Source organism: Streptomyces sp. NPDC058812 (genome assembly GCF_042744565.1).
In the GTDB taxonomy this organism is placed as follows: Bacteria; Actinomycetota; Actinomycetes; order Streptomycetales; family Streptomycetaceae; genus Streptomyces; species Streptomyces thinghirensis.
In genome coordinates, this window is the sequence record NZ_JBHYOB010000019.1 from 108,295 (window position 1) to 122,999 (window position 14,705).

The window sequence follows — 14,705 nt, forward strand, 5'->3', positions numbered from 1 at the left end:
GTCGACCGTCGTGACGACCGCGGCGGCCGTTCCTTCGACCGTCGTGACGACCGCGGCGGTGACCGTGGCGGCTTCCGTCGCGACGACCGTAACGACCGTGGCGGCGACCGTGGTGGCCGTTCGTTCGACCGTCGTGACGACCGCGGCGGTGACCGCGGCGGTGACCGCGGTGGCTTCCGCCGTGACGACCGCGGCGACCGTGGTGGGCACCGTGGCAGCGACCGTCCGTTCAACCGCGACCGCCAGGGCGACCGCCCCGGCAGCGACCGTCCGTTCAACCGTGACCGCCAGGGCGACCGCCCCGGCTTCCGCTCCGGCGGCCACGACCGTCCGTTCGGCCGCCGTGACGACCACCGGGGTTCGTCCTTCGGCCGCCGTGACGACAAGCCGCGCTGGAAGCGCAACGGCTGACGTCTGAACGTCTGAACGCGCCGTGGCCTCCGCCCTACCGGGTGGAGGCCACGGCGCTTTGTTCAGGCGCTTTGTTCAGGCCACTGAGTGACGCATGTCACGCCCGCCGAGAGGGAATTGCTGGGGGCATGACAGATGACGCCAAGGCGAGTGGGCTGTCGGACGAGGAACGGCTGGCCCAGCTCGGCTACACCCAGGTTCTGGCCCGCCGCATGTCGGCGTTCTCCAACTACGCGGTCTCCTTCACCATCATCTCGGTCCTCTCGGGTTGCCTGACCCTCTACCTCTTCGGCATGAACACGGGCGGCCCCGCCGTCATCACGTGGGGCTGGGTCGCCGTCGGCCTCATGACCCTCTTCGTCGGCCTGGCGATGGCCGAGATCTGCTCGGCGTACCCGACCTCGGCGGGCCTCTACTTCTGGGCCCACCGCCTCGCGCCGCCCCGTACGGCGGCCGCCTGGGCGTGGTTCACGGGCTGGTTCAACGTGCTGGGCCAGGTCGCGGTGACCGCCGGCATCGACTTCGGCGCCGCGTCCTTCCTGGGCGCCTACCTGAACCTCCAGTTCGGCTTCGAGGTCACCCCCGGCCGCACGATCCTCCTCTTCGCCGCCATCCTCGTCCTGCACGGCCTGCTGAACACCTTCGGCGTCCGCATCGTCGGCCTCCTCAACAGCATCAGCGTCTGGTGGCACGTCGTCGGCGTCGCGGTCATCGTCGGCGCGCTGACTTTCGCCCCCGACCAACACCAGTCGGCGTCCTTCGTCTTCGGCGAGTTCGTCAACAACACCGGCTGGGGCAGCGGCGTCTACGTCGTCCTCATCGGTCTCCTCATGGCCCAGTACACCTTCACCGGCTACGACGCCTCCGCCCACATGACCGAGGAGACGCACGACGCGTCCACGGCCGGCCCGAAGGGCATCGTCCGCGCCATCTGGACGTCCTGGATCGCCGGCTTCGTCCTCCTCCTCGGCTTCACCTTCGCCATCCAGTCCTACGAGGGCGCCCTGACGTCCCCCACCGGCGCGCCACCCGCCCAGATCCTGCTCGACGCACTGGGCGCCACCGCCGGCAAGCTGCTCCTCCTCGTCGTCATCGGAGCGCAGCTCTTCTGCGGGATGGCGTCGGTGACGGCCAACAGCCGCATGATCTACGCCTTCTCCCGCGACGGCGCGCTGCCCTACTCCCACATCTGGCACACGGTCAACCCGCGCACCCGCACACCGGTCGCGGCGGTCTGGCTGGCGGCACTGGCCGCGCTGGTCCTCGGCCTGCCCTACCTGATCAACGTCACGGCGTACGCGGCGGTGACGTCCATCGCCGTCATCGGCCTCTACATCGCGTACGTCATCCCGACCCTGCTGCGCGTGCGCAAGGGCGCCGCCTTCGAACGCGGGCCCTGGCATCTGGGCCGCTGGTCGCAGGCGGTGGGCGTGGTGGCGGTGGCGTGGGTCGGCGTCATCACCGTCCTGTTCATGCTGCCGCAGGTCTCCCCGGTCACCTGGGAGACCTTCAACTACGCGCCGATCGCCGTCCTGGTCGTCCTCGGCTTCGCCGCGACCTGGTGGCTGGCCTCGGCCCGTCACTGGTTCCTCAACCCCGACCACGAACGCACCCGGGCCCGCGCCGCGGCCCGCGCGAACGCCCCCGAGCCGGTGGACCCGTAACCACCGCGTCCTGCGTCCGCGTCCCTCGACACCGGCGCGACGCGGCCGGGACCCCGATACCCGATCGGCGTCCCGGCCGCGTCGGGCTATGCTCGGTATGGCAACATCACGCACCACCGCGTGACACACCGCCTGGGCCCTTAGCTCAATTGGCAGAGCAGTGGACTTTTAATCCATTGGTTGTGGGTTCGAGTCCCACAGGGCCTACGGTTCGCAGGCGGGCATACGCCCTCTGACCTGCTGCACAGCGCCCGGGTCGGCCTCGGCCGGCTCGGGCGCTGACTCGTTTCCGGGCTCGTGTGTGAGCGAAAGCGCCCCTTACCGCCCGGAGGCGCGATGGGTAAGGCGGCCGTTTCAGCGGGCGATGGAGTCCCGGCGGCGAAGGGCCTTGACCATCCAGGGTTGGAAGGGAAGGTGCGCGGGAACCACCTGCCAGTCGTTGACGATCCAGACCAGGCGCCAGTACCGCTCGACGAGCGGGTCGTGTCCCGCCTCGAACTGCCGGGCCATCCACTCCCGCAGTTCGGTGCCGTCAGGGCGGCCGAGGGTGGCGGCGAAGCGCTCCACGACGGCGTCGACGAACGGGACGGCATCGTCATCGTCCGGGTCGATGTCCGCGGCCCTCGCGGCGGCGACGGTCTGTCTGACGAAGGGGATGAGCTCCGCCACCGTCTCGGGAGCCACACCCGGCAGGGCGTCCTCGTCGGCGGGCGGGACCGCCGCATGCGCCATGCGCGCGCGGAAGCCGTCGTCGGCGATGAGTTCGGCGATCTCCACCCACGCGGCGAGCTGGGCGTCGGACGGTACGTCGGGGAGATCGGGCAGGGCGGTGCGCAGGGCCGCGGCACCGCTGCGGGCGCGGGGAGTGTCGGTGCTTAGGCCGGCGATGAAGTCGGCGACCATGCGCCGTCGTTCGTCGGAGGTGAGGCGGGAGAGGCGGTGCATGAGAACTGTCTCCTCGGGGCTCGAGCCGCGCTGGGCAACGAGACGCAGCATGCTTTGCCGCGCTTGCAGCACGCGGATCTGGAGGGCGGTGGCGTCGGCGTGCGCGGCGGCGACCTCGGCGACGGGGAGGTCACCGTCCAGGACGCGGCGGACGGTGGCGAGGTCGACGTCCAGCTCCCGCAGGACGCAGATGAGGTGGAGTCGACTCAGGGCCGCGTCGCTGTAACGGCGGTAGCCGGCCGGGGTGCGGTGAGTGGGTGGCAGCAGGCCGGTGTCCGAGTAGAACCGGATCGTCCGTACCGGCAGGCCGGTGCGGGCCGACAGTTCACCGATCGAGTGCGGGGGCGTCGCGCCGTTCATGACGCACACTCTCCGGTCTCCAGTCACTGGAGAGTCAAGCCGCCGTACGGGAGGCATCAGGCCGGCAGCGTTGTCCGCGGTTCCTCCCACGTCACTTCCCGCGCCACCCTGCGGGCCGCGCCGGCGAACGCCTCTACCGCACTGGTGTCATTCCCGGCCCGCACACCAGGCCGTATCCGACAGGTTCGCGTCGACGAAGGGGAGGTACACGACGCCCGGACGCGCGTAGTACGTCGTCGTGTGCGCGGCTGCGAGCAGCGCACCCCTGCCGCCCGCGACCAGCATCAACGCCTCCTGCGTGTTGGTCACCGCCGGCCCGCGCGCGATCGGCTGCCCGCCCGGTGTGTGCGTGGGGACGTGCTGCTCCAGCCAGTAGTCCGGCAGTCGGCCCTCGATCGTGAGCAGGGGGATGTCGGCGAGGTCCTCCATGGCCACCGAGTCCCGCGCGGCGAGCGGGTGTGCCGAGGAGACGGCGAGGACGCGTTCTTCGGAGACCAGCGCCGGACCGCCGCCCAGGTCCTTCTCGCGCACCGGAACTCCTGCAGCTGGACGCCGGGCATGGCGCTGTGGCTGACCGAGATGTTCTGGGTGACGGTCCCGTTCCACCGCGCTGCGACCGGCACGCAGCCGTTTCCCGCACCGTAAGCAGGCGCTCTCCCGGCGTCGACGCGGTCGTGGGAGACGGTGAGGCCGGTTGCGGTCCAGGGGGCGGGTTGTGGACTTTTTTGTGGGCGGCTTCCCTATGGTCCCGTGGCCCCCGTACCCTCCTCACGCTGAGCCAGTGTGACCGCTCCCGCCGCGGCCAGGGCGCACCCTCCGGCGACGAGCCACAGCACCACGCAGGCGTGCTCGACGGGTGCCTGTCCGTCGTCGGCGGTGAGCAGTGAGCTGAGGACCGACGCGACCGCGCCGCCCGCGACCGCGCCGCCGAGTGTTGCCTTGAGGCCCGGAGACGCCCTCCCCGTGCGGCCACACGTCGGCGCCCCGCGCACGAGGACGCGGGTTTCTCGCACGGCTCTCAGGCGACCACATATTCCCGATATGCGGTCAATCGGGCAAACGCCTGCCACTAAGATGCCGCTGGAGGTCAGGCGCGGCGCGTGCGCGGGCAGGCCCGGTCGCCTGATGTGCTGCGGCCCGAGGCCTCCGTCCTGCACCCACGTCCCATTGCTCGAGGAGGCCCTCAGTGACGCCAGCCGCGCGGCCGTCCGCTCCCAAGCCCGGACCACCTCCGGTGCGCGAGCGCTGGTTCCAGCCGAGGCGCAGTGGCCATGCGTGGGAACAGGAGGGGCTGGACCACGTCCGGCAGCGGATGCCGAAGGCCGAGCCCTACCGGGCGTGGGCGACGTTTCAGTTCACCGGTCCCTCCGGCCGGGTCAGCGAGTGCGACCTGCTGATCGCCGTACCCGGCGGCGTGTATCTGCTGGAACTGAAGGGCCACCCGGGCCGGGTCGTGAACCACGGAGACACCTGGCAGTTCCACGACGACCGGGTGCGCACGATCAAGAACCCCCTGCACCTGACCGATCTCAAGGCCAAGGAGCTGAAGGACCAGCTGGCGCGCGCCGCACGCGCCATGAACGAGGATCCCAGGCGGGTCCCCTTCATCAAACCGGCCGTCTTCCTCCACGATCCCGACCTGGTGAGTGGCCTCGACGAGTTCCAACGGACCGGTGTCTACGGACGTGATGGCGGCGGGAGCGGTCTGCCCGGGATCTGGGGCGGGCTGCTGAGCCTGCCGCCCGAGCGCGAGAGCTGGCGCGTCACCCCGCAGACCAGTCGGCTGCTCGAAGAGCTGATGAAGCGCATCGGGGTCAGCCACTCGACGGCGCACCTGCGCTTCGGTGACGACTGGCGGCTGGAGCCCCGTGCGCTGGACGCGGGCCCGGGCTGGGAGGACCGGCTCGCGGAGCGCGACGACGGCCTGGTCCGGGAGAACGGCCGGGTGCGGATCTACCTGGCCGGAGAGGCCGCCTCGCAGCATCAGCGGGACCAGGTGGACCGGGCGGCTCGCCGCGAGTACCACGTGCTGCAGGGCATCAACCACCGCGGCATCGTGCAGGCGGTGCAGATTCAGGAGCATGTCAGCGGTCCGGCGATCCTGTTCCGGCACCGCAGGTCGGACCTGCGCCTCGACGCCTACCTGGACGCTTACGGCGGCCGACTCAGCCCGGAGGCCCGGACGGACCTGGTCCGGCAGCTCGCCGAGGCGGTGCGCTACGCCCACAACCGCTCGCTCTACCACCGTGCCCTGTCCGCCCGGTCGGTGTATGTGTCGGCGCGGGAGGACGGCAGCGAGCCGGTGCTGCGCATCGCGGACTGGCAGACCGCCGCCCGCGACTTCAAGACCACGATGCACCACACGCTCGGCGACACTCCGCTGGACGGGGACCTGATCGCGGACGTGGCGCAGGTGTACCTCGCCCCCGAAACCGATCAGGAGTTCGCCGACCCGGTGGACCTCGACGTGTTCGGGCTGGGCAGCCTCGCGTATCTGCTGCTCACCGGGCGCCCGCCGGCCGACCGGCGCAGCGCCCTGGTGGACCGGCTGCGGGAGGAGGGCGGCCTGCACCCGTACGCCGTCGCCGACGGGGTGTCCACCGCCCTGGATTCCCTGGTCTTCCGCGCCACAGCGGCCGACGTACAGGACCGGCTGACGTCGGCCGAGGAGTTCCTGCGGCTGCTGGACGCGGCCGAGGCCGACGCCGCGGCACCCGAGCCGGCCGGGGCGGCGGCCCCTGACCCCCTGACGGTGCAGCCGGGCCAGCCGCTCGACGCCACCTGGACGGTGGCTCGGGTGCTCGGCACCGGTGCGACGGCGCGCGCCCTTCTGGTGCGCCGCACGGAGGGCGAACCGGGCGGCGAGGCGGACTCCCCGAGGGTGTTCAAGGTCGCGCTCGACCACGAGAAGGACGCCCGGCTCACCGCGGAGGCCGCGGCTCTCAAGGAGGTCGGCGGCGGACGCATCGTGAAGCTGCTGGCCGAGCCGCGTGAGTTCGGCGGGCGCATGATCCTGGAGATCGAGTACGCGGGTGGCTTCCGGCCGGCCGGTGACCGTGAGCCGGTGAGTCTCGGCTCCAGGCTGCGCGGCGAGGGAGCCCTCGGCTACGACCAGCTGGAGCGCTTCGGCAACGACCTGTTCGAGGCCCTGGACAGCCTCTCCGCGCGCGGCGTGCGGCACCGGGACATCAAGCCGGACAACCTGGGTCTGTTCAAGCGCAGTGACGGCTCCTGGCAGCTGATGCTGTTCGACTTCTCGCTGGCCGACGCGCCCGACCAGGACCTGCACGCGGGTACGCGCGGTTACCTCGACCCGTTCCTGGGCGGCAGCAGGCGTGAACGCTACGACGACCACGCGGAGTGGTACGCCGCGGCGGTCACGCTGCACGAGATGGCCTCGGGCGAGCGCCCGGTGTGGGGCGACGGCCACGGCAACCCGCTCACGGCCACCGACGCCGAACTGCATGTCGCGGGCGAGCTGTTCGACCAGGCGCTCCGCGACGGCCTGAGCGACTTCTTCCAGCGTGCCCTGCACCGTGACGTCGAGCAGCGCTACGACAGCCTGCGCGAGATGCAGGAGGCATGGCGACGCCTGTTCCGTACGGCGGACAAGGCGCCCCCCGCCACCACCCCCGCCACGGTCGGGATGACCGTCGAGGACATCGAGGAAGCCCGCGACCGGGCCGCCGAGGCGGCAGAGCCGGGCACTTCGCTGGATGCCGCGGGACTGTCCCCGCGCGCCGTGTCCGTCGCCGCCGCCCTCGGCGCGTCCACCGTCGGGGCACTGCTCGACATCGCCCCGCACACCATTTCCCGCGCCCGCGGCGCGGGCAACGTGATCCGCAAGGAGCTCAACCGCCGCCACCGCCAGTGGACGCAGGCCCTGCGCAAGCGTGCCGCCCGGCCCGCCGCGGCCGTCCCGGCGGACGCGCCCGAGGACGCGCTGGAGTCCGTGGAAACGCTGGCCGCACGGCTCACCCCGCCGGAGGGCAAGCGCCGTACGAAGCCCCGCCCCGACGTCGTACGGGCCATGCTCCAGCTGCCGGGCGCCGAACGGCTGGAACTGTGGCCCGCGCAGTCGGCCATCGCCCGCGCACTGGGCATCACCCAGACCACCGTTTCCCATCACCAGCAGGCCGCCGTCGAGCTGTGGTCGGCCATCGGGTGGCTGCGCCGGGTACGGGACGAGATGGTGGCGATCCTGTCCGAACAGGGCAGGGTCATGACCGCCGAGGAACTTGCCGTGGACCTGCGCGCCCGGCACGGGGCGGGCGACGGCGACCCCGCCGACACGCTGGCACAGGCGTTGGCCGTGGTCCGGGCCGCGGCGGAGGTGGAGTACCGCAAGCGCGAGGAAATCACCGGCCCCGACGCCGAGCCGCCGGCCCGGCTGGCGGTCCTGCGGCGCGGTGGGCGGGTCCTGCTGGCCCTTGAGGACCAGCCTGGCACCGACGACCCCACCCCGGCCGAACTCGCGGACTACGCCACGATGCTGGGTGAGGCGGCCGTCGCAGTCGCCCGCCGCGACCCTCTGCCGGGCCGGGCGACAGTACTGCGCGAGCTGCGTGAGGTGCCCGCACCGGAGGGCATGACGGCCATCGCGGACACCCGGCTCGTCGACCTGGCGGCAGCCATGTCGCCCGGCGTCTCCGTCTCCCCGCGCCTGGAACTCTTCCCGCTGGACCTGGATCTGGTCCGTGCCCTGCGGATCTCCCAGGCCCCCGCGGGCGTGCGCTCCGACGCCGGCATAGGCGTCGCGGACCTGGTCGCCCGTATCCGTGCCCGTTTCCCCGGCCTGGAGGTCCTGGCCGACACCACGTACGTGGACTTGGAGGAGGCCCTCGCCCAGACCGACTTCCCGCTCACCTACGACCACCAGCGCAAGCGGTTCATGCCCCGGATCCGCGAGGCCGACGGCAGCCGTTACGAACCGTCGGTGTCCATGCTCACAAGCACCGGCACGCTCGTCGCCGCCGCACAGGGCGAGCTGGCCCTGGGCAACGACCCGCGTCGGATCATGGCGGCGCGGCTGCAGGCGGCACGCCGGCGTGGCGGGTTCCTCGCCCTCACCGTCAAGGCCGCCGAGCTTCCGGGGGTCGCGGACCGGCTGGCGGAGCGCTTCGAGGTCGTGCCGGTGTCGCTGGACGATCTGTTCCTCACGGCCCTGCGGGAGCTGGCCGCCGAGAACGGCGTCGAGTGGCAGGCACTGTTGCGTGCGGACGCCGCGTTCGCCACCTCGGGCGCGATCGGCGCGGGCCTCGCCTCCTACGCCCGGGCCGCGACCGAGCGGGTCACAGAGCGGGCCGTGGCCCTGGCGGAGCAGTCGGGCCCGCGTACGGTGCTCTTCGCTCATGAGGCCGCGCTCACCGCCCGGTACTGGACCGCTGGAGGCCGGGAACTGCTCGTCAGGCTCCAGGACTTCGCCCGCCGCCCGGCCGACATCCCTCATGGGCTGTGGCTGCTGGTGCCCATGGAGGATCCGGACGCGTCGCCCGCGCTGGACGGGCGGACGGTGGACATCCCGGACCGCAGGAGTGAGTGGGAGCCGCTGAAGGGGCTGTTCCTCAAGGATCTGAAGACTGGGGACGCGGTGGCTGACCAGCCGGCGGGACGGAGCTGACACGATGCCGAACGGCCGGCCCGTTGTGGCACGACGGGCCGGCCTCTCAAGGCAAAAAGCTCAGGACAGGCGGCGCCCCAGCTTTGCCGACTGCCGGTTGTACCCCTTGGTGTCCCACCATTCCTCCAGCAGTGCACGAACCACGTGCACGAACTGCTGGAGGCGAACGGGGTCCGGGACCGGTGAGTCGAGGACGTCGGTGAAGGAGCTGTCCTCCCAGGGCAGACCGACGGTCCAGCGCTCGTCCGGCCGGCCCGGCTGCTCCACCGTGAGGTCGTACGCCAGCAGGGCGTGGCCTCCTGGACGCCGCTCGACCGACAGTCCGGTGATGCCGAACCGCACACTGCCGTCACCGGTGGTGTAGGAGCGGGCCAGTGCCCGCTCGGCCGGCGTCTGCGCAGTCATGCGTATCCCTTCACTTTCCGGCCCGTGAGCACGGGTCGGCGTGCATCTCGCGCTCAACCGGCGCTCAGCACTTGGCGGCCGTGGCGGCTGCCGCCGACTGGTTCACCTTGTACGCCGTCAGCAGGTCGTTGGTTCCGGCCGGGGTACCGATGATCGTCCGGAACTTCTCGATGCGCGGGCAGGAGTTGGTGTAGGTGGAGTACCCGCCCCGACCGTTGGCGCTTCCGGACCAGATGGCCGTGCTTATTTTCTTGTCCATGGTCGCGTTCCAGCCGTGGCGGGCCTTGATGTGCTTCCACCCCCACGTCTTGGTGCCGCAGCGCAGCGTGTAGAACTGCGGGCCACGGTAGTACTTGCGAACCACGTAGTTCCGGCTGTGGCTCCTGCACGTGGCGTCGATGCTGTCGACGGCGACACCGACGGCCCGGCCGTCCGGGTCGGGCGCGGCGGACGCGGAAGTGGCCGGTACCAGCAGAGCCGAGGCGGCGACAGCGGTCACCAGTGCTGCGCCAGCAGTGTTGAAAGCGAGGCGAGGCAAGCTTTCCCCCTTGTGACGATGGCCCCCGTGGTCAGCGGAGACACGTTGGCTGACCCCTGGTCCAGGGTCGCGTACAGCCCAACATGATCCGTTCGGAGGGAACAAGAGAGGTTTCAAGCCGCTGTTGACCCTTTGGCCGCAAAGCGCCGAAAGGAGTTCATTGCTCGCCGGAACCATCAACAGCTGTCGGCGCGGGCCTGGTTCGGCGGCAGTCGATCTTGGAGGGCAGGTGATGGTCACCGATAGGATCCGAATGTGCCGGAGACCTTACAAGAGGATCATTTCGCCAAGGCGGCGAAGCGTCACTTCGAGGACGCGGACTACGTCCACCGCGACAGCCGCCTGCCGACCGCCGACCACCTCTACGGTTTCGCGGCGGAGTGCGCCATCAAGAGTCTGCTGCTGCGCTTCACGGATGTGGAGATGGGTCCGTCCAACAAGCCGGAGATCGCGCACCCGGTTCCGCCGGAGGACGATCCTGACCGAACCCTCCAGTTCGGTCACATCAACGAACTGGTCAGGGAGATCAAGCTGCTGGCACACGGCCGTACCGGCGCGCCGCTGCACGCAGCGCTCGACGGCGATCTGCGTGTCTTCAGACGATGGCACGTCAGCACCCGTTACTCGGACGGGACCTACGCCCAGGCGGAAGTGGTGCAACGCCGTTGCGACGCCGCCCGCCGCATACTCGTCCTGCACGAACAGGCCCTGCTCAACGGAAGGCTTCCCTGATGTCCGCCGCGCTCCCCGTCCGCTTCGACCAGGCCCGGGAGCGTGCCTTCGAAGCCGCCCGTGAAGTCGCCGGGCAAGGCTTCCCCGTGGTGCTGGTCCGCGACGTGCTCGGGCGCTTCTCGCTCGTCGTCGACGACTCCGGGAAGGACAAGGGCGCGGTACGCGGGCTGGTGGCGGGCTGGGAGGCGGTGTTCTCCGACGGGCTGGGACGGTACCGGTCCGGCCAGCCCGTGCTGCTGGCCTCGGACATGTTCTCGGCGGACACCCTGCTGGGCTCGCCGCGTGCGGTGGCCGACCAGGACGGCCCGAGCGGTCCGGACTCCGTCCGCTTCATCGACAACACCGTCGTCGGCGAGGACTGGGCCATGGTCAGCATGCCGGACAGCGGGGACGACGGCCGCCCGCACCGCACCGCGTTGTACGGGTTCAAGGGCGGCGTGGGTCGTACAACGGCGATGGCCGTACTGGCCCGGCACCTGGCCGACCGGGGCCATGCGGTGCTGGTCGTCGACCTCGACCTGGAATCCCCCGGGGCGGGCCCGCTCCTCATGGGCCGCGAGCTGCCTCCGCACGGGCTGGTGGACCACCTGGTCGAGGACGCGGTCGGCAACGCCGACGGCCTGGAAATCGTGGCCCGCACCCCCTACGCCCCACCCCGCGCGGCGGACGGCCGGTACGGAGAGCTGTGGGTGGCCCCGGCCCGGGGCAGCGGCACGGGGGACGCTCGTTACTCGTACGTCGACAAACTGAACCGCGTCTACGCGGACACCGCCGACACGTCCTTCGCGGAGCGGCTGGAGCGGGCGGTGTGTGCCTGCGAGGACACGATGGAACGGGACAGCGACACCGGCCGCCGCCCGGACGTCGTCCTCCTCGACAGCCGCGCCGGCATCCACGACGTCGCGGCCGTCGCGATCTCCCGGCTGAGCGACCTGGCCCTGCTGTTCGCCGGGAACAACGACCAGACGTGGATGGGCTACAAGGACCTGTTCACCGCCTGGCAGACCACGGGTCAGGCGGCGCGCATCCGGAGCAGGCTGCGGATGGTCGCCTCGATGGTGCCCGACTCCGTGCACCATTCGATGGAGACCTATCTGACGGCCTTCCGCAAGCGCGCCTTCGAGTGCTTCGACGAGGTCCTCTACGACACGGTCGAGGCGGTCGACGTGCATGCCGACGACGCGCTTGCCGACGCCGTGGCAGCTGCGCGGGACGACGTCTTCGCCCCACCGCTGACCGATGACCAGGCACCGCACTGGGCCATCCCCATCCTCTTCGAACCCGGCCTGGTCGGCATGGACGCGATCAACGCGCCGGGCTGGCAGGACCGCGCGTTCGTGCAGGCCGCGTACCGTGACTTCCTGGCCGCGGCCACTCCGCTGATCGAGCAGGAGTTGTCCGTCGGACGGGACCAGGGAGGATCGCGAGAGTGACGAACGAGGAGGCGCTCACCGCCCACGAGTACCGTGACCTTCTGTCGGCGGCGCTGCGCGAGTCCGGTCACGCCGACACCAGCCGGCCGACCGCGCACACCTTGTTCATGCCGGACTCCCACCGCACCGCTCTCTACGTCGACAACGTGGTGGTGCCGGGCGGACGGGGAGTCGGCAAGACCTTCTGGTACCACACGCTCCTGGACGAGCGACTGCGCGAGCTGGCCGCCAGTGAGTACCGCATCAATCGGCTCCGCCGTCTGAAGGTCCACCCGGGGCACGGACTGGACCTGCGGTCCGAGCTGTACCCGGGGCCGCCCGCCCTCCGAGGACTGGTCGAAGCGAAGGAGGACCCGTACTACATCTGGTACGCGGTGCTGCTGACGGCGCTCGGGCAGGAGGAGCTGCGGGACCTGCTGGAGTGGCGGGACAAGGCCGCGTGGGTGCGTGCCAATCCCGGCGCGGCACAGCGCACCCTGGAGCGGGCGGACGAGGAGGCCCACGCGGCGAAGATCGTCCACCTGCTCCTCTTCGACGCCCTCGAACACCTGCATCCGGAACGCGCGCACGCGGACCGACTGGTCGTGGGCATCCTGCGGCTGGCGTTGGAGATGCGGTTCGGTACGCGCAACATCCGGCTCAAGGTCTTCATCCGCCCCGACATGTTCGAGTCCGCGCAGGCCGCCTTCGCCGACGCGTCGAAGCTGTCCGGCTACGCGGCGGCCCTGGAGTGGACGCAGACGGACCTGTACGGCCTGATGTTCCACTGCCTGGGCAACGAGGACGAGGACGAGCCCGAGCTGGCGCGCCGGTTCCGTGAGGTCACCGGCGGCTGGGAGACCGCGGTGGCCGGGACGCGGCACGACCCGCCGATGCTGCTGCGCAACGACGCCTTCGTCCAGGAGGCGCTCTTCGGCAAGATCGCCGACCCGTTCATGGGCGGCAACTACCGCAAGGGCAAGCCGTACACCTGGCTGCCGAACCACCTGATGGACGGCAAGGGGAAGGCCAGTCCCCGCAGCTTCCTCCAAGCCCTGGCCACGGCCGCGGACGCGACGCGCTCGACGAACCCGGCGCATGACCGTGCCCTGCATCACGAGGCGATCCGCGTGGGTGTGCAGGACGCGTCGAAGCGGCGGGTGAAGGAGGTCGGCGAGGACACGCCGTGGGTGAAGCTGGCGATAGAGCCGCTGGTCGGCTGTCAGGTGCCTATTGAGGAGTCGATCGTCCTCAAGCTGTGGAAGGACGCGGGCCTGTCCAACGTGCTGGCCGAGGACGCGGCGCGTTACGTGCAGGCCGACCGGCCCGAGCACGTCCGCACCGGTCCACGTCACCCGGACGACCTGCCTCGGCTCGTCAGGGAGCTGATCGACCTGGGTGTGATGACGGAACCGCGCAGCGACGGCCGGCTGGACCTGCCCGACGTGTACCGGATCGCTTTCGGGCTGGGGCGCCGGGGCGGGGTTCCGAGGCCGAAGCACTAGCCGGGAGCGTGGATAGTCCGGTGCCGGGCCGTGAGTTGCCTGGGGATGGCTTCCGCTGCGGGGCAGGGTTGCGTTGCGGGGCGCGGACCATGCAGTGTCATGTCCCGATGCGCGTCGCTCGTGCGCGGGTTGTGCGGCGCGGTAAGCAGCGGCGCAGCCCGGAGGCTCGCCAAGCCGGAGAACGGGGACACGAGTGGGCAAGTCGGACCTGACGGTCGACATCACGCTGCTCAAGGCGACGGAGAAGCAGCTCCGCTCCATCCAGGGTGAGTTCGAGGGGATCGACGACTGGAAGAAGGAGCTGCGGGCCGTCGTCGGGGCGGAACGCATGGTCAAGGCGATGACGACCTTCGTCGACAACTGGGACAGGCACCGCAAGGAGCTGGTCGAGGAGATCGGCAAGATCGGCGGCTGGGTCGGTTCGACCCGCAAGGCCTTCGAGGACCTCGACCGTGACCTGGCGAACCAGGTCAAGCAGAAGAAGGCGAAGGAGAAGTAGCGATGGCTCGCCCTGTCGACTGGCAGCCGCTGGCGGACGGCGATCCGGTTCCCGGCTCCGTCAAGGACATCGAGGACGAAGTCGGCCACATGGAAAAGGTCGCCAAGAAGCTGCGCGACCAGGCCGAGAAACTCCACAAGATCGCCAAGAAAGAGGGCCTGAAGGGCAAGTACTCGGACAAACTGACCGAGGGTGCCGCAGAGCTGGGCAAGAAGCTGGACCAGACGGCGGAGCGCTACGAGGGTGTGAAGAAGCACCTGTCCGGCTGGGCTGAGGACCTGCGCAGTGTTCAGGACGCCGCCGACGACGCGCTGGACCTGGCGAAGTCGGACAAGGAGCAGGCCGAGAAGGACCTGAAGAAGGCAACCGACCGGTACCACCACCAGGCCGACCACTACGCGTCGTTGATCGAGAAGGCCATCGACGACGACCCGCTGACCGACAGTTGGTGGGACAACGTCAAGGACTGGATCGACAAGAACGCCGACTGGCTCAAGGTCGTCATCGAGGTCGCGAGCTACGTCGCCACGGCCCTCGCCATCGCGGCGATCTTCGTCTCCGGCATCGGGATCGGCATCGTCCTCGCCGCGGGCATCGCCGTACTCGTGGCGAGG

Annotated in this window: 12 protein-coding genes, 1 tRNA gene and 1 pseudogene; 9 read left to right on the top strand and 5 right to left on the bottom strand. The window is 70.6% G+C overall.

The window, feature by feature from the left end; all coding sequences use genetic code 11:
- From ACFW48_RS30885 to ACFW48_RS30895, 3 genes and pseudogenes are all read left to right on the top strand, one after another.
- A pseudogene (locus ACFW48_RS30885) lies at positions 1-411 on the top strand (RNA helicase); the annotation flags it as partial.
- A gap of 128 nt (positions 412-539) precedes the next feature.
- Positions 540-2,075 carry an amino acid permease gene (locus ACFW48_RS30890; protein ID WP_386320368.1) on the top strand — a complete coding sequence of 512 codons (1,536 nt, stop codon included), beginning with the start codon at positions 540-542 and terminating at the stop codon, positions 2,073-2,075.
- Positions 2,076-2,209: 134 nt separating this feature from the next.
- Positions 2,210-2,282, top strand: a tRNA-Lys gene (locus ACFW48_RS30895).
- A gap of 147 nt (positions 2,283-2,429) precedes the next feature.
- Here ACFW48_RS30895 and ACFW48_RS30900 read toward each other — a convergent pair.
- From ACFW48_RS30900 to ACFW48_RS30910, 3 genes are all read right to left on the bottom strand, one after another.
- Entirely contained in the window at positions 2,430-3,380 is a 951-nt protein-coding gene (locus ACFW48_RS30900) for a MerR family transcriptional regulator (RefSeq protein WP_386320371.1), read from the bottom strand.
- 147 nt (positions 3,381-3,527) lie between these two features.
- Entirely contained in the window at positions 3,528-3,911 is a 384-nt protein-coding gene (locus ACFW48_RS30905) for a LysR family transcriptional regulator substrate-binding protein (protein ID WP_386320373.1), read from the bottom strand.
- Between the two features lie 209 nt (positions 3,912-4,120).
- Positions 4,121-4,393 (bottom strand): hypothetical protein, encoded by a 273-nt coding sequence (locus tag ACFW48_RS30910; RefSeq protein WP_386320376.1) that lies wholly within the window; start codon positions 4,391-4,393, stop codon positions 4,121-4,123.
- Between the two features lie 173 nt (positions 4,394-4,566).
- Between ACFW48_RS30910 and pglW the strand changes: the two genes are divergently transcribed.
- Positions 4,567-9,000, top strand: a complete 4,434-nt coding sequence (pglW, locus tag ACFW48_RS30915) for a BREX system serine/threonine kinase PglW (protein WP_386320378.1) — start codon at positions 4,567-4,569, stop codon at positions 8,998-9,000.
- 60 nt (positions 9,001-9,060) lie between these two features.
- Here the strand turns inward: pglW and ACFW48_RS30920 are convergent, their stop codons facing one another.
- Entirely contained in the window at positions 9,061-9,405 is a 345-nt protein-coding gene (locus ACFW48_RS30920) for a hypothetical protein (RefSeq protein ID WP_386320381.1), read from the bottom strand.
- A 64-nt stretch (positions 9,406-9,469) separates the two neighbouring features.
- Positions 9,470-9,904: a hypothetical protein gene (locus tag ACFW48_RS30925; RefSeq protein WP_386320382.1), complete on the bottom strand. Its 435-nt coding sequence runs from the start codon at positions 9,902-9,904 to the stop codon at positions 9,470-9,472.
- A gap of 294 nt (positions 9,905-10,198) precedes the next feature.
- Here ACFW48_RS30925 and ACFW48_RS30930 point away from each other — a divergent pair, with 294 nt between their 5' ends.
- The 5 genes from ACFW48_RS30930 to ACFW48_RS30950 all read left to right on the top strand — a co-directional run.
- A complete protein-coding gene (locus ACFW48_RS30930) occupies positions 10,199-10,675 on the top strand; it encodes a hypothetical protein (RefSeq protein ID WP_386320385.1) in 477 nt (158 codons plus the stop codon).
- Entirely contained in the window at positions 10,675-12,108 is a 1,434-nt protein-coding gene (locus ACFW48_RS30935) for a KGGVGR-motif variant AAA ATPase (RefSeq protein ID WP_386320388.1), read from the top strand. The genes ACFW48_RS30930 and ACFW48_RS30935 overlap by 1 nt, the downstream gene beginning before the upstream one ends.
- Entirely contained in the window at positions 12,105-13,592 is a 1,488-nt protein-coding gene (locus tag ACFW48_RS30940; RefSeq protein WP_386320391.1) for a hypothetical protein, read from the top strand. The genes ACFW48_RS30935 and ACFW48_RS30940 overlap by 4 nt, the downstream gene beginning before the upstream one ends.
- 193 nt (positions 13,593-13,785) lie before the next feature.
- Positions 13,786-14,091 carry a hypothetical protein gene (locus tag ACFW48_RS30945; RefSeq protein WP_386320394.1) on the top strand — a complete coding sequence of 102 codons (306 nt, stop codon included), beginning with the start codon at positions 13,786-13,788 and terminating at the stop codon, positions 14,089-14,091.
- Between the two features lie 2 nt (positions 14,092-14,093).
- A partial coding sequence (locus ACFW48_RS30950; protein ID WP_386320396.1) for a putative T7SS-secreted protein occupies positions 14,094-14,705 on the top strand: 612 nt, incomplete at its 3' end.